This window comes from Micromonospora sp. NPDC049559 (genome assembly GCF_040676675.1).
GTDB lineage: Bacteria > Actinomycetota > Actinomycetes > Mycobacteriales > Micromonosporaceae > JBFAPK01.
Window position 1 is genome coordinate 47,565 of sequence record NZ_JBFAPK010000050.1, and the last position, 15,020, is coordinate 62,584.

The window sequence follows — 15,020 nt, forward strand, 5'->3', positions numbered from 1 at the left end:
GGAGATCGATCCGGATAGGAGGGACAAATCCCCCGGTACCTGCCGCCCGGCGGTCGGGGCGGCGTAACTCGTCGTTCTCCGCGTCGCAACGTGATGTAACTCCCTGCGGGCCGCCCCTTGGCGGATCGGGGGATCGCGTCGTAACGTGGCAGGCACGTAACCCACGGGAGTCCGGTGCACCGGGCTGAGAGGGGGGCTGCAGCCCCCGACCGTCGAACCTGATCCGGATCATGCCGGCGCAGGGAGGAGAGTTGCCATGCCATCCCTGGCACGACTGCATCTCATCACCGACACCCGGCCCGGCCGGGACCCGCTCGGCGTCGTCCGCGCGGCGCTCTCGGTGGCCGGACCCGAGCTGCTCGTACAGGTCCGGGTCGAGGACTCCGCCAGCGACCGCGAGGCGTACGAGCTGGCCCGGCACGTCGTCGAGCTGTGCGCCCCCGTCGGGGCGACGTGCCTGGTCAACGACCGGTTGCACGTCGCGCTCGCGGTCGGCGCGGCGGGCGGCCACGTCGGCGCGCTCGACCTGCCGGTGGCCGCCGCCCGGCGGGTGCTCGGCCCCGGGGCGCTGCTCGGCGCCACCGCCCGCGCGCCGGAGCCGGCGCTGGCCGCGGTCGCCGACGGCGCCGGCTACCTCGGCGTCGGGCCCTGCTTCGACACCAGCACCAAGGACGGGCTGCCGGACCCGATCGGGCCGCCCGGGATCGCGCGGGTGGTCGCCGCGGTCGGCGTACCGGTCATCGCCATCGGCGGGGTGACCGCCCGGCGGGTGCCCGAGCTGCTGGCCGCCGGGGCGTACGGGGTGGCGGTGGTCGGCGCGGTCTCCGCCGCGGCCGACCCGGCCCGGGCCACCGCCGAACTGCTCGCGGCGCTGCCCCGTGAGGCGGCGCCGGCCCACCAGGGCACCCGGGGCCCGCGGTGACGGCCCGGCGGCCGGACGTCGCGGTGGTCGGTGGCGGCCCGATCGGGCTGGCCGTCGCGTGGCGGTGCGCGGCGCGCGGGCTGCGGGTGACCGTGTACGACCCGGCGCCGGGCTCCGGTGCGGTGGCGGTCGCCGCCGGCATGCTCGCCCCGGTCGGCGAGGCGTACTTCGGCGAGGAGGAGCTGACCCGCCTCCAGGTGGACTCCGCGGCCCGCTGGCCCGGCTTCGCGGCCGAACTCGCCGACCTCTCCGGCCTGGACTGCGGCTACCGCACCGACGGGACGCTGGTGGTCGGGCTCACCCGCGACGACGTCGCCGAGGCGAGCCGGCTCTGGACGTACCAGGGGGAACTCGGGCTGCCGATCACCCCGTTGCGCGCGGGGGAGCTGCGCGAACGCGAGCCGCTGCTCTCGCCCCGGGTGCGCGGCGGGGCGCACGCGCCCGACGACCACCAGGTCGACCCGCGCCGGCTGGTCGCCGCGCTGCTCACCGCCGTACGCCGGGTCGGGGTCGAGGTCGTGCCGACCCGGGTACGCCGCCTGTCCGACGTGGACGCCGGCGTGGTGGTGGTCGCCGCCGGCTGCCAGGCCGCCGAACTGGCGGGGCTGCCGATCCGCCCGGTCAAGGGGCAGGTGCTGCGGCTGCGCGCGCCCGGCGAGGCCGCCCCCGGGTTCCGGCACGTGATCCGCGGGTACGCCGACGGCCGCTCGGCCTACCTGGTGCCGCGTACCGACGGCGAGGTGGTGGTCGGCGCGACCGTCGAGGAGCGCGTGGACCGGTCGGTGACCGCCGGGGCGGTGTCGGAACTGCTGCGCGCGGCGGTCGACCTGATCCCGGAGATCGCCGAGTACCACCTGGTCGAGGCGTCCGCCGGGCTGCGCCCCGGTACGCCGGACAACGCCCCGATCCTCGGCGCGCTGCCCGACCGGCCCGGGGTCGTCGCGGCCACCGGTCACTACCGGCACGGCGTCCTGCTGACGCCGGTCACCGCCGACCTCCTCGCCGAGCTGATCGCCACCGGCGTACCCGCGCCGGGGCTGGCGCCGTTCGCGCCGGACCGGTTCGGTCCGCCCGGCGCGGCGCCGGGCGAGCAAGCGGAGCGCTCAGGGCGCCCGGTGCGGTCCGAGCGCCCGGGGCGGTCCGAGCGCCCGGTGCCGTCCGAGCGCCCGGGGCGGTCCGGGCGGCCGAACGGCACCGAGAGCCCGGGGGCGGGCCGGGGCGAGGTCGGTTCGCTGCCGAACAACGAGAAATGAGGGTCGGAGTGAGGTTGACGGTGAATGGGGTGGGTCGGACGCTCTCCGACCGGGCGACCGTGGCCGAGCTGGTCGCGGCGGTGACCGCGCAGACCCGCGGCGTGGCGGTCGCGGTCAACGGCGAGGTGGTCCCGCGGGCCGGCTGGCCGGCGACGGTGCTGCGCGACGGCGACCGGGTCGAGGTGCTGACCGCCTCGCAGGGCGGGTGAGCGGGGTGGACGCGCCGGCCGGTACCGCCGAGCGGGCGGGCACGCCCGGGACGGACGCCGGGACCGGGTCGAGCGCCGAGGACGCCGACCGGTGGGTGCTGGCCGGGCGGACGCTCGGCTCGCGGCTCATCCTCGGTACCGGCGGTGCGGCGAACCTGCACGTGCTGGAACAGGCGATCCGTGCCTCCGGTACGGCGCTGGTCACGCTCGCGCTGCGCCGGGTCGACGCCGCCGCGACGATGAACGGCGGCCTGCTCGACCTGCTGGACCGGTGCGGCGTACGGCTGCTGCCGAACACGGCCGGCTGCTATACGGCGACCGAGGCGGTCAAGGTCGCCCACCTGGCCCGGGAGGCGTTCGGTACCGAGTGGGTGAAGCTGGAGGTGATTGGGGACGAGCGGACGCTGCTCCCCGACGCGGTCGAGCTGCTGAGCGCCGCCGAGCGGCTGGTGGCCGACGGCTTCACCGTGCTGCCGTACACCACCGACGACCCGATCCTCGCCCGCCGGCTGGTCGACGTCGGCTGCGCCGCGGTGATGCCGGCGGGCGCGCCGATCGGGTCGGGGCTGGGCATCGGCAACCCCCACCACATCCGGCTGATCCGGCAGAGCGTCGAGGTGCCGGTGATCCTCGACGCGGGCATCGGTACCGCCTCCGAGGCCGCGCTCGCCATGGAGCTGGGCTGTGACGGGGTGATGGTCGCCAGCGCGGTCACCCGGGCCGCCGACCCGGTCCGGATGGCGACCGCGATGCGGCACGCCGTCGAGGCGGGCTGGCTCGCGGCCCGGGCGGGCCGGATCCCCCGGCGCTTCCACGCGCTCGCCTCCACCCCGGACGAGGGACGGCCGGAGCTGTGACCCCCGGCGGTACGGCTCGATCGGCTGATCGGCGCGGCCCGGCCCGACCGGCCGGAACCGGCGAGGTGGCGCGGCCCGCGCCGCCCGAGGGGATCGTGCTCCTCACCGACCAGCGGCTCGCCAGCCGGCCGCTGCCCGACGTGGTGCGCGCCGCGGTCGACGGCGGGCTGCGCTGGGTGGTGCTGCGGGAGAAGGAACTGCCCCGGCCGGAGCGGCTGGCGCTGGCCGAGCGGCTGCGCGCGATCCTCGCGCCGGCCGGCGGCACCCTCGTCGTCGCCGGTCCCGACCCGCTCGGCGGTACGGCCGTGCACCTGCCGGCCGCCGGCCCGTATCCGCCGCCCCGGCTGCGCCTGGTCGGGCGCTCCTGCCACGACCGGGCCGAGCTGGCCCGGCTCTCCACAGAGGACTATGTGACCCTCTCGCCGGTCTATCCGAGCCGCTCCAAGCCGGGCTACGGGCCACCGCTCGGCCCGTCGGGGCTGGCCGAGCTGGTCCGCCGTGCCCCGGTGCCGGTGCTCGCCCTAGGCGGCGTCACCGGCCCCCGGCAGGTCGCCGAGTGCCTGGCCGCGGGCGCCACCGGGGTCGCCGTGATGGGTGCCGTGATGGCCGCCGACGACCCGGCGCGACTGGTCCGCGCGCTGGTCGCGGCGGCGGCCGGCGGCGGCGCGGTCGACCCGGCGATCCCGCGCGACGCGGACGGCGCGGCGGCGCAGGACGGGATCGGCGTGGCGGCGCACGACACGGACGGCGCGGCGGCGCACGACGGGATCGGGGCGGCGCGGTGACGCCACCGGTGGCGCTCACCATCGCCGGCTCCGACTCCGGCGGCGGCGCCGGCATCCAGGCCGACCTCAAGGTCTTCGCCGCCCTGGGCCTCTTCGGCACCTCCGTGCTCACGGCGGTCACCGCGCAGAACACCCGCGAGGTACGCGACGTCCTGCCGCTTCCCGCCCGGATCGTGACCGGTCAGATCGAGGCGGTCCTGGCCGACCTGCCGGTCGCGGCGGTGAAGACCGGAATGCTCGGTACCGAGGCGGTGGCGGACGCGGTCGCCGCCCAGGCCCGCGCGGGGCTGCTGCCCAACCTGGTCGTCGACCCGGTCCTCGTCTCGACCAGCGGGCACCGGCTCAGCGTGGTCGCGGCCGTCGAGCGGCTGCTGCCGTACGCCCTGGTGGTGACCCCGAACCGGGAGGAGGCGGGCGCGATCGTCGGCCGGCCCGTTGACACCCCGGACGAGATGGCCAGGGCGGCGGCCGAGATCGCGGCCGGCGGGCCGGCGTACGTGGTGGTGACCGGCGGGGACGCGGACCGGGACGCGCCGGGGCCCGGCGACCCGACGGCGGCCGGCGGCGGACGCCACGGCGCCGAGGCGGTCGACGCGTTCTGGACCGGCTCCGGCGTGACGCTGCTGCGCGGCCCCCGGGTCGCCACCGGCAACACCCACGGCACCGGCTGTTCCTTCTCCGCCGCGATTGCCGCGCGGGTCGCCCTCGGCGACGAGGTGCCGGCCGCGGTGCGGTTCGCCAAGGAGTACGTGGCCCGTGCGCTCGCCGGTTCCCGCGAGTGGGTGCTGGGCGGCGGTCACGGACCGCTGGACCACTTCCACTGGTCCGGCTGAGCTGTTCGGTCCGGTCGACCAACCTGGTCCGGCCGATCTATGAGGAGGCGCTCGTATGCAGGCACGACGCAAGGTCTACGCCGAGGGATCGCGCCCGGACATCCGGGTACCGTTCGCCGAGGTGGAGCTGACCGGAGACAACCCGCCGGTCCGGCTCTACGACACCTCCGGGCCCGGATCGGACCCGGAGGTCGGGCTCGCCCCGCTGCGCGGGCCGTGGATCGCCGAGCGCGGCGACGTGGCGCCGGTGCGCGGTGCCGGTACGCCGCTGGCCGGTGCCGGCGGTCGGCGACCCACCCAGCTCGCGTACGCCCGGGCGGGCGTGGTGACACCGGAGATGGAGTTCGTCGCGCTGCGCGAACAGCTCCCGCCCGAGCTGGTACGCGACGAGGTGGCGGCCGGTCGCGCCGTGCTGCCGGTCAACGTCAACCACCCGGAGTCCGAGCCGATGATCATCGGCAACCGCTTCCTGGTGAAGGTGAACGCCAACATCGGCACCTCGGCGGTCAGCTCCTCGATCGCCGAGGAGGTGGAGAAGCTGACCTGGGCCACCCGCTGGGGCGCGGACACCGTGATGGACCTCTCGACGGGCAAGCGGATCCACGAGACCCGCGAGGCGATCGTCCGCAACTCGCCGGTACCGATCGGCACGGTGCCGATCTACCAGGCGCTGGAGAAGGTCGACGGCGATCCGGTGAAGCTCTCCTGGGAGGTCTACCGGGACACCGTCATCGAGCAGGCCGAACAGGGCGTGGACTACATGACGGTGCACGCGGGGGTGCGGCTGGCGTACGTGCCGCTGGCGGTGAACCGGGTTACCGGCATCGTGTCGCGCGGCGGCTCGATCATGGCGGCCTGGTGCCTCGCGCACCACGAGGAGAACTTCCTCTACACGAACTTCGCGGAGCTCTGCGAGATCCTCGCCCGGTACGACGTGACCTTCTCCCTCGGCGACGGGCTGCGGCCGGGCTCGATCGCGGACGCCAACGACGAGGCGCAGTTCGCCGAGCTGCGTACCCTCGGCGAGCTGACCAAAATCGCCTGGGAGCACGACGTGCAGGTCATGATCGAGGGCCCCGGGCACGTCCCGATGCACAAGATCAAGGAGAACGTGGACCTCCAGCAGGAGCTCTGCCACGAGGCGCCCTTCTACACGCTCGGCCCGCTCACCACCGACATCGCCCCGGCGTACGACCACATCACGTCGGCGATCGGCGCCGCGATGATCGGCATGTTCGGCACCGCCATGCTCTGCTACGTCACCCCGAAGGAGCACCTCGGGCTGCCGGACCGGGACGACGTGAAGGCGGGCGTGATCGCGTACAAGATCGCCGCGCACGCGGCGGACCTGGCCAAGGGCCACCCGGGCGCGCAGGCGTGGGACGACGCGCTGAGCAAGGCGCGGTTCGAGTTCCGCTGGGAGGACCAGTTCAACCTCTCGCTGGACCCCGAGACCGCCCGGTCGTACCACGACGCGACGCTGCCGGCGCAGCCCGCGAAGACGGCGCACTTCTGCTCCATGTGCGGACCGAAGTTCTGCTCCATGAAGATCACGCAGGAGCTGAAGGAGTACGCCGAGCGCGGCATGCGGGACAAGTCGACGGAGTTCGTCGAGGCGGGGGGCAAGGTGTACCTGCCGCTCGCCTGACCGGTCGTTGGCCCCGGCCCGTCGTGGGCCGGGCGGTTGGTGCCCGAGCGGTCCGCGTCCGGTGGACGTGGTCCGCTCGGGGCAGCCCTCGTTACTCCTCGGCGAGGTCGCGGGCGGACGGGCGCAGCGACCGGCGGAGGCTGGGATCGACGTCGTCGTCGGCGCCGAGCCCGCTCACCCAGTCGACGTACTCCTCGTCGTGCTCGGGCACCTGGTCGGTCGCCGTACCGCGCTTGCCGCCCTCGTCGGCGCCCTTGTTGCGCCGGAACAGTCCGCGCCGGGCGCGCTTGCCGGTGGGGTTCGCGTCGCCGGTGGTGTCGGTCGTTCCGGTACCGGCCGGGGCGGCGGGTTCGGGGGCGACCTCGCGCCGGGCCGGGGCGGCGAGGCGGTCCGCGCCGAGCAGCTCGGGGTTGATCTCCCGCGGTGCCGGCGCCGGTGCCGGCGGGGGTGACGTTGGTGTTGCCGCGGTCGGGGCGGCGTACGGCTCCACCGGCGGGGTATCGAGCGTCGGCAGGGGTTCGGCCGTTGGCCGGGGTGCCGGTGCGGGGTCCGCCGCGAACGGTGGCGCGGCCGGGAACGGGGTGGCCGCGCTCGGTGCGGTCGTGGTCGGTGCGGTCGTGGCGGTGCCGGGCACCGTCGGCGGTGGCGCGACGGGTTGCGGTGCCACGGGCGGCGGTGCGACCGGTGTCGGCGCGGTGGGCAGCTGCGTGAGGGGGGTCGGCGGGGCGGACGGCTGCGCGATCGGCTGCGGCGCGACGGGGGGTGGCGCGATCGGAGTCGGCGTGACGGGGGGTGGGGCGATCGGGGCCGGCGCGACCGGGGGCGGTCCGACCGGCAGTTGGGTGAGGGGCGTCGGCGCGCTGGGCGGCGGGTTGACGGGTACCGGCGTGAGGGTTGGTTGACCGCTCGGGGCCGGGTTCGGAATCGGGGCAGGGCTCGGAAGGAAGGGTTCGGGCGCGGGCCGGGCCTCGGGTTGCGGGGGGCCGGGGGTGAAGTGGTCGAAGGCGCCCGAATCGTCCCGGTGGCGGGGGCGGACCTCGTTGAGCGGACCGCTGTGCCGGCCGATCTCCCGTTCCGCGGCGGCGAAGGCGTCCCAGCTGTCGCTGGTACGGGTGACGGGCTCCGGCGGTTCGGGCTGCCAGCGGTCGCCGTCGTGGTAGCTGTCGGCGAGGGCGTGGGTGGTCTGTTGCGTGGACCACGCCGGCCAGAAGTCCTCGGTGGTGGGGCGATGTGCGCCCGGGTCGGCGTCGGAGCCGGCCCCCGGTCGCGGCGTGGCGGACTCCCCGGACCAGCCCACTGTCGGGGCGTCACCGGCCCAGCTCAGCGTCGTCATGCCCGTGCTCGCGCCCGCCGCCGGGTGGTCGTCGCCCGGCTGGCCGGCGTCGGCGTCGTGCGCTGCGCGCTGGGCGGGGATCGGTGCGGCACCGGTCCCCAGCTCCTGGCTGATCGAGGACTCAGGCGTGTCCATGCTGTCGCGGGTTTCCTCTCCCGGGTCGTGGTGGCGCCTGTCGGTGCCGGCATCCACCAGGTGCTGCGGTGACTCGCCCGAGGTCGCGCTCTGGGCACCCGTGGTGTCACCGACCGTCAACGGCCACCGAGCCACGGTGACGAGTGCCGAGCCGAGCGCGCCCGCGGCAACCGAGATCACCGCCGCCCAGTATGGCGCGACCTGATAGCCGTCCGCCGCACGACCGGGCCCCGCGAGGAGGTACGCGAGTGCGAGCATGGCGGGTCCGACGACGCCCGCGGCGGCGACCTGACGCGTGGGCAGCCCGCGCCAACGGCCCAGCGCCCCGGTCGCCGCGCCCGCGAGCAGGGCGAGTACCGGCATCGTGGCGACCGCGAGACCCTGCCTCGTACCGCCGAACCAGGGCGAATCCGGCACGCCGAGGCGTACCGAGGGGAGGGGGTCGTCCGGCCCGAGCGAGGGGAGGACGGAGAAGAGGGCCAGGAACCAGACGCCGCCGGCGAGCCCGAGGGCGTTCCAGCCCGCCGGGCGCAGCCGGAGCGCGGTGAGGGCGGCGAGCAGCCCGACCACCGCCCCGAGCGCGGCGCAGAGGCCGACGGCCCGCACCGGGCTGGCCCCGGCGAGCTGGGCGCCGAGCGCGGGCTGCATGCTCAGCGGCGCGACGATGGCGGCCCCGAGCGCGGCGGCGGCGGCGAGCGCGAGCTGGGCCGCGACCGTACGGGGGAACCGCCGCCGGCGGGCCAGCCGCTCCGTGACCACCGCCGCGACCACCACGGCGACCATCGCGAACCAGCTCACCCAGGAGAGCTGGGCGTACCACTGGTTCACCGTGCCGCCGTCGAAGCTGCGCGCGATCCGTGCGACACCCAGGCCGTACGCGAGGCCGAGCTGACCGGCACCGGCCAGCACACCCGCGACGACCGCCGCGAGCAGCACCCTGCTCCAGGTCCGATAGGTCACGCCGGGCACGTTACGGCGCGCCCGGTTCGCCCGCCACCCACGTTCCCGGCGGGCGAGGTTCGGCGGAACGGTGTTACTTGGCCGCCGGCGTCGCCTCCGCGCCCGTCGTCGCCGGTAGATGCTCGTTGGTCAGCAGCAGCTCGTGCAGCTCGGCCGAGCAGGCGGCGACCTCTTCCAGGTGCGCGTTGTGCCCGAAGGTGCGCGGTCGCGGGATGCCGACCTCCACCAGCTTGCGGATCCGCCCGGGACGGGCGCTCAGTACGGCGACCCGGTCGGCCAGCAGGACGGCCTCCTGGATCGAGTGCGTCACGAAGAGGATCGTGGTGCCCAGCTGGAGGTGGATGCGCTGCAACTCGACGGCGAGTTCCTCGCGGGTGAGCGCGTCCAGGGCCGAGAACGGCTCGTCCATCAGCAGGACCTTGGGGTTCTGGATCAGCGCCCGGCAGAGCGAGACGCGCTGCTGCATGCCGCCGGAGAGTTCGTGCGGCAGCCGCTTCTCGAAGCCGGTCAGGCCGACGATCTCCAGCAGCTCCTGCGCCCGCGCCCGGTGCTGGGCCCGCTTCCAGCCGAAGATCTCCACCGGCAGCAGCACGTTGTCCAGCACCGAGCGCCAGGGCAGCAGCGCCGGGCGCTGGAACATCATGGCGATGTCCCGGCGGGGCTTCTTCACCTGTTCGCCGCCGACCGACACGGTGCCGGAGGTGGGCGGGATCAGGCCCGCGACCAGGCGCAGCAGCGTCGACTTGCCGCAGCCCGAACGCCCGATGATGGCCACGAACTCCTGGTCGCTCACGGTGAGGTCGATGTTGCGCAGCGCCTCGACCTGCCCGGCGCGGCCACCGAATGTTCGCGACAGGCCGCTGATCTCGATCATTCCGCTCTTGGCGGCTCCGGTCTGGCTCATTCCGGCTCTCCTAGCTGAAACGCGGGTCGGGCGCGGTGCCCGTGAAGTCTCGAAGATGTCGCGCCCCTGCTGCCCGTTCCCCGGTGCGCGGGCGCGCTCGCCGCCCCGGGGAGTCGTGGCGGCCGACCGTACGCCGGCCACCACGTCGCCGGTCTCCGGCGGCCGTACGACCGCCGGAGACCCGCCGTCACTACGCGGAGATCGCCTTGGCCCACGGCAGCAGCAGCCGCTCGATTCCCACGACGATGTAGTACAGCCCGACGCTCAGGATCGCCAGCAGCACGATCGCGGCGAACGCCAGCGCGGTGTCGGCCGAGGCCGTCGAGAGGGCGATGACCGCGCCGAGCCCGTGGTCGGGGTTGTAGACCTCGGCCACGACCGCGCCGATCGGCGCCATCGAGATCGCCACCTTGAGGCCGACGAAGATCTGCGGCAGCGCCCACGGGAGGCGCACCTTGAGGTAGGTCTGCGCCCACGAGGCGGAGAGCGACCGGGCCAGTTCCCCGAGGTCGGCCGGGGTGGAGGCGAGGCCGGACATCGCCGCGACCACGAGCGGGAAGAAGCAGATCAGCGCCGCGAGGAAGATCTTCGGCTGCGGGCCGAAACCCAGCCAGAGGACCAGCAGCGGCGCGATGGCCACCTTCGGGATCGAGTTGAGCGTGATGAGCAGCGGCAGCGTGGCCCGCTCGATGGTGGGGGACGCGGCCAGCAGGATGGCGAGCAGCAGGGCCGTCACCACCGCGATGCCGTACCCGGACGCGGTCTCCGTCAGCGTCCGTCCCGCCTCCTGCAACAGGTACTCGGGCTGCTCGAAGAAGCGCTGCACGATCTCCGGCGGCGACGGCAGGAAGAACGACCGGACGTTGAAGACGACGACGGAACCCCACCAGATGCCGATGGCGACGACGGCGCCGACGATCGGCGGGCCCACTTTCGCCAGTCGGGACCGGGGGGCCTTTGTGCCTGTGTCGCTCATCGTCCGTCCTTCGCGCGCCGGCCGACCGTCGAGTAGGTCAGGTTGCTCCTGAGCACCAGCCGGGGGTCGGCGACCAGGCGGTGCAGGGCGTCCAGCTGCTCCGGTGTGAACCCGTGGGCGAACAGCTGGTCCCGGAGCTGGGCGATGTTGGCGCCGGCGATCAGGGTACCGGGGCTGCCGCCGGGCCAAGATCGGGCCGAGATGACGGTGTCCACGTCGACCAGTCCGGCGTCGAGCATGGCCCCGTGCACCCGGGCGGCCCAGCCGGGATCGTTCCCCTGGGCCGGCAGGATCCGTTCCACCATGGTGGTCTGGAACGCGTCGAACAACGCGGCCGACTCGGCGTCGGGCGCGGCGAGGACCAGCTTGTTCACCGAGGTCAGCCAGTCCTCGATGACCAGTGCGCCGCCGGGGGCCAGGGAGTCGGCGAGCCCGCGCAGGACCTCCTCGCGCCGCGGTACGTGCAGCAGCACCAGCCGGGCGTGGATGAGATCCCACGGCCCCTCGGGCAACGGGTCCCGTTCGAGGTCGTGCGTCAGGACGGTGTAGCCGGGGTGGGGCGGGATGTGCCTGGTGTTGAGGTCGGTCGCGACGACCCGCCCGGTCGGTCCGACCCGTTCGGCCAGCCAGCGGGCGACGCTGCCACCGCCGGCGCCGAGCTCCAGGCAGCGGTACCCGGTGAGGTCGCCCAGGCCGGCAAGCCGCTCGAAGGTGGTCGGGTCGAGCATGGCCGAGAGGTAGTTGTGGCGGTCGACCGCCTCCGGGTCGTCGTTGTCGAAGGAGTACGACGGCAGATCCGGGTGCGGGGTCTCCGCGGGGGTGAACACGGTCACGCTGAACTCCTGTGGGGCAGGGGCCGAAAGGGCCGCGGCGGGCGATCCGCCACGGCCCTTCCTGGAGGTCGAACGGGAGGTCAGGCCTTCGGGGTCAGGTCGAAGTTGACCACCTGGTCCGGGGTCAGGTTCTCCCCCTTGAAGAGCCCCGAGCCCTGCAGGATGGCGAGGGCCTTGGCCACCCGCTGCTGGTCCATCGAGCCGATCGGCGCGTTGTTGGCCGGCCGCACGTACGGGCTCATCGCGTCGATCTCGCCCTTCGCGGCGGCCGGGTTGGAGCTCGGCTGCGCCTTGTGCAGGATGTCGACCGCCTCGTCCGGGTGCTCGATGGTGTACTGCAGGCCCTTCATGAGGGCGTCCCGCATCCGCTTGACCTGGTCCGGGTTCTCCTTGATCGTCTTGGTGCTCGCGACGATGCCGTTACCGAACAGGTCGCTCAGGTAGTTGTTGTACGGCAGCACGATGGTCTTGCCGGCGGCCTTCTCGATGCCGGTACGGCTGATGAGGAAGGTGCTGACCGCGTCGGCGCGGCCGGCGGCCAGGGTGGCCGGGATGTCCGTCGTCTGCACGTTGACCCAGGTCACGCTCTTCGGGTCGATGCCGACGAGCTGGGCGTAGGCCGGGAAGAGCAGCTGGTTCACCGAGTTCGCCGCGGCGCCGATCTTCTTGCCGGCGAGGTCCCGGGGCGAGGTGATGTTGCCGCCGTCCTTCACGAAGATGGCCACCAGCGACTGCTGGTGCACCGCCGCGACGGTGCGGAAGGCGTCCTTGTACTCCGGGGTGGTGGCCTGGAGGATCCAGGCACCGATCATGTCGAGGTTGGAGTACTGGGCCGAGCCGCCGGCCACCAGCTTGACGTTCTCGCCGGTCGCCTTGCCGAGCTGGATGTCGACGTCGAGGCCGGCCTCCTTGAAGTAGCCCTTCTCCTTCGCCACCCACGCGAAGGCGTCCCGGCCGGCGTTGCCGAAGGTGGTCAGGTAGGTGACCTTCTCCAGGGCCTTGCCGTTGGCGTCCGAGCCGCTCTTGTCATCGGAGCTGCTACAGGCACTCGCGCCTAACAGGACAGTGGCCAGCAGGCCAGCCGCGAGCACACGGGCGCGCCCGATCATGTATTTCTCCCTCTGCGAAGCCATAAGGCGGTTAGTGCCGAGAGCCGCGCCAACGTCGCTTGTGGAGAGAGATGCGAAGTCGGCTGAGTCGTGCTACGGCGCCCGGCCGGGGTCCGCAGGTGATGGTAAACCGATCTCGTCTGCCTTGGTACCTTTCCGAACGTGAAGTTCCGGCGTCGGCACGTTGCGTGGGGACGTGCACGTACGGCCCATCTGTCCGGTCAGGCAAACCGCCCTGACGGCGGACCATATCGGACGATCGGCCGGGCCGGACGGCAGGCTCGGAACGGGCTCGAAACGGGCTGGGAAACGTTGCGTGACCCGTGACCAGCGTGAGCAGCGGAGAAAGAGGCAACGTGTACGACGGGAAAGACGTGCTGGCCCGGGGGGCGCGGATTCGCCGCCTCGGTAGAGACTTTCGCTGGCCGGAAGGCCGGCGCGTGGCGGTGGTATTCAACATCGCGTTCGAGGCGTGGTCGGATGGGCGGGCCCCCGGTATCGGGCCGATGGGAAACGCGCTGCCGGCCGGGACCTTCGACAGCAACGCCTTGTCGTGGGGCCATTACGGCGCGGCACGAGGCATTGACCGTTTGCTACGGGTGCTGGATCGAACAAATGTGCGATCCAGTGTGATGGTCAGCGGCGTTATCGCCGAGAGAAGTCCCGACGTGGTTAAGGCGATTGCCGAGGCGGGACACGAAATCGTGGCGCACGGGTACGGACAGGAGATCGTGCCGGCCGGACTCGAACCGGAGGCGGACCGGGAGAACATCGCCCGTACGACCGAGCTGCTCACCGCGGCCACCGGCGTGCGCCCGACGGGCTGGATCAGCCCGCGCGGCACCCCCGGCCCCGACACCGCCCGCTTCCTACTGGCGGCGGGGTACGACTGGCAGGGCGACGTCTTCGACGACGACCGCCCGTACCTGCAGGTCTTCGAGGACGGGGACCTGGTCGGTATCCCGCTGACGATGGAGGTCAACGACCTGCCGCACGCGATGCGGTACGGCCGCTCGCCCCGGCAGTTCGTGGAGATCTTCGACGACCTCCTGGCCGCGGCGCTCGCCGACGAGGAGGAGGCCGTGATGATCGATGTCACGGCGCACGCGCACTGCTACGGCAGGCCGGCGGGCGCGTGGGCGTACGAGACGATCGCCCGCGAGACGCGCGGGCGCGACGACGTCTGGCTCGCCACCCGGGCGGAACTGGCCGGGTACGTCCGGACCAGCCTGGACGGCGGTGCGGCGGCATGAGGATCGTGGGATTCGAGGTCGACGGCGTGCGGCGCCTCGGCGTGGTCCGCGGCGACGAGGTGGTCGACCTGCGGGAGGCCGACCCGTCGGCCCCGGACGACCTGACGGAGTGGCTGGTCCGTACCGGCGGCGACCTGACCGCGCTCGCCGAACTGGTCGCCGCGGCGCCGGCCCGGGCGGTACGGCCGCTCGACGGGCTGACCTACGCGCTGCCGGGGGCGGCCCCGCGTCGGATCGTCTGCCTCGGGCTCAACTACCTGGAGCACGTGCAGGAGGGGCCGATGCGGGACAACGTGCCGAAATTCCCCACCATCTTCCTGCGCCACGTCGGCTCCCTGGTGGCGCACGAGCGCCCCATCGTCCGGCCCGTCGTCTCGGAGACGCTGGACTACGAGGCGGAGCTGGCGGTCGTCATCGGGCGGCGTACCCGGCACGTCGACGTGGCCGAGGCGCTGGACCACGTCGCCGGGTACGCGTGCTTCAACGACGGCACCGTACGGGAGTACCAGCGGCGCACCAGCCAGTGGGACATCGGGAAGAACTTCGACGGTACGGGCGGCTTCGGCCCCTGGCTGGTGACGGCGGACGAACTGCCCCGCGGGGCCCGGGGGCTGCGGATCTCCAGCCGCCTCAACGGCGAGGTGATGCAGTCCGACAACACCGAGAACATGATGTTCCCGGTCGCCGAGACCATCGCCGACGTGTCGCGGGCGATGACGCTGGAACCGGGTGACGTGCTGGTGACCGGTACCCCGTCCGGCGTCGGCCACGCCCGCCGGCCCCCGGTCTGGATGCGCGCGGGCGACGTCTGCGAGATCGAGATCGAGGGGATCGGCATCCTGCGCAACCCGATCGAGGACGAGCAACTCCCCGCCTGACCTGCACCCGAGAACGGCGGCCAGACGAACGTCGAGGGGGGGGGGGGGGGGGGGGGGGGGCGGCCCGGGGGGGGGGGGGCGGGGGCCGGGGGGGGGGGCCCGTGGTGTGGAGCTTTCAGGGTGGCGCCGGCA

General features: G+C 73.8%; 14 protein-coding genes and 1 riboswitch. Of the genes, 9 read left to right on the top strand and 5 right to left on the bottom strand.

Annotated features, from left to right (window positions below):
• Positions 1-154: 154 nt before the first annotated feature.
• A riboswitch (TPP riboswitch) is annotated at positions 155-262 on the top strand.
• From thiE to thiC, 7 genes are all read left to right on the top strand, one after another.
• A complete protein-coding gene (gene thiE, locus AB0J86_RS35060) occupies positions 257-922 on the top strand; it encodes a thiamine phosphate synthase (protein WP_363861993.1) in 666 nt (221 codons plus the stop codon). Its footprint overlaps the riboswitch before it by 6 nt.
• On the top strand, positions 919-2,175 hold the full coding sequence (gene thiO, locus AB0J86_RS35065; protein ID WP_363861994.1) for a glycine oxidase ThiO: 1,257 nt from the start codon (positions 919-921) through the stop codon (positions 2,173-2,175). Before thiE ends, thiO begins: the two co-directional genes overlap by 4 nt.
• Positions 2,176-2,183: 8 nt before the next feature.
• Complete coding sequence (gene thiS, locus AB0J86_RS35070) at positions 2,184-2,384, top strand: sulfur carrier protein ThiS (RefSeq protein ID WP_363861995.1); 201 nt, start codon at positions 2,184-2,186, stop codon at positions 2,382-2,384.
• 95 nt (positions 2,385-2,479) lie between these two features.
• Positions 2,480-3,241, top strand: coding sequence for a thiazole synthase (locus AB0J86_RS35075; protein ID WP_363862007.1), 762 nt, complete (start codon positions 2,480-2,482; stop codon positions 3,239-3,241).
• Between the two features lie 65 nt (positions 3,242-3,306).
• The gene (locus tag AB0J86_RS35080) at positions 3,307-4,026 is read left to right on the top strand and encodes a thiamine phosphate synthase (RefSeq protein ID WP_363861996.1); all 720 of its coding nucleotides are present in this window, start codon (positions 3,307-3,309) and stop codon (positions 4,024-4,026) included.
• On the top strand, positions 4,023-4,859 hold the full coding sequence (locus AB0J86_RS35085) for a PfkB family carbohydrate kinase (RefSeq protein ID WP_363861997.1): 837 nt from the start codon (positions 4,023-4,025) through the stop codon (positions 4,857-4,859). Before AB0J86_RS35080 ends, AB0J86_RS35085 begins: the two co-directional genes overlap by 4 nt.
• A gap of 55 nt (positions 4,860-4,914) precedes the next feature.
• Positions 4,915-6,507, top strand: a complete 1,593-nt coding sequence (gene thiC / locus AB0J86_RS35090) for a phosphomethylpyrimidine synthase ThiC (RefSeq protein WP_363861998.1) — start codon at positions 4,915-4,917, stop codon at positions 6,505-6,507.
• Between the two features lie 91 nt (positions 6,508-6,598).
• On the opposite strand, the gene AB0J86_RS35095 is transcribed toward thiC, so the two are convergent.
• The 5 genes from AB0J86_RS35095 to AB0J86_RS35115 all read right to left on the bottom strand — a co-directional run bounded on the left by AB0J86_RS35095 (position 6,599) and on the right by AB0J86_RS35115 (position 12,757).
• The gene (locus AB0J86_RS35095; RefSeq protein WP_363861999.1) at positions 6,599-8,935 is read right to left on the bottom strand and encodes a hypothetical protein; all 2,337 of its coding nucleotides are present in this window, start codon (positions 8,933-8,935) and stop codon (positions 6,599-6,601) included.
• Positions 8,936-9,008: 73 nt separating this feature from the next.
• Positions 9,009-9,809, bottom strand: a complete 801-nt coding sequence (locus AB0J86_RS35100; protein ID WP_363862008.1) for an ABC transporter ATP-binding protein — start codon at positions 9,807-9,809, stop codon at positions 9,009-9,011.
• 220 nt (positions 9,810-10,029) lie between these two features.
• Positions 10,030-10,815: an ABC transporter permease gene (locus tag AB0J86_RS35105; protein WP_363862000.1), complete on the bottom strand. Its 786-nt coding sequence runs from the start codon at positions 10,813-10,815 to the stop codon at positions 10,030-10,032.
• Positions 10,812-11,648, bottom strand: a complete 837-nt coding sequence (locus AB0J86_RS35110) for a methyltransferase domain-containing protein (RefSeq protein ID WP_363862001.1) — start codon at positions 11,646-11,648, stop codon at positions 10,812-10,814. Before AB0J86_RS35110 ends, AB0J86_RS35105 begins: the two co-directional genes overlap by 4 nt.
• Before the next feature lie 80 nt (positions 11,649-11,728).
• Complete coding sequence (locus AB0J86_RS35115) at positions 11,729-12,757, bottom strand: ABC transporter substrate-binding protein (RefSeq protein ID WP_363862002.1); 1,029 nt, start codon at positions 12,755-12,757, stop codon at positions 11,729-11,731.
• Positions 12,758-13,263: 506 nt separating this feature from the next.
• On the opposite strand from AB0J86_RS35115, the gene AB0J86_RS35120 reads away from it, so the two are divergent.
• Together AB0J86_RS35120 and AB0J86_RS35125 are read left to right on the top strand one after the other, a co-directional pair.
• Positions 13,264-14,010, top strand: a complete 747-nt coding sequence (locus tag AB0J86_RS35120; RefSeq protein WP_363862009.1) for a polysaccharide deacetylase family protein — start codon at positions 13,264-13,266, stop codon at positions 14,008-14,010.
• The gene (locus AB0J86_RS35125; protein WP_363862003.1) at positions 14,007-14,888 is read left to right on the top strand and encodes a fumarylacetoacetate hydrolase family protein; all 882 of its coding nucleotides are present in this window, start codon (positions 14,007-14,009) and stop codon (positions 14,886-14,888) included. Before AB0J86_RS35120 ends, AB0J86_RS35125 begins: the two co-directional genes overlap by 4 nt.
• The last annotated feature ends 132 nt before the right edge of the window (positions 14,889-15,020 follow it).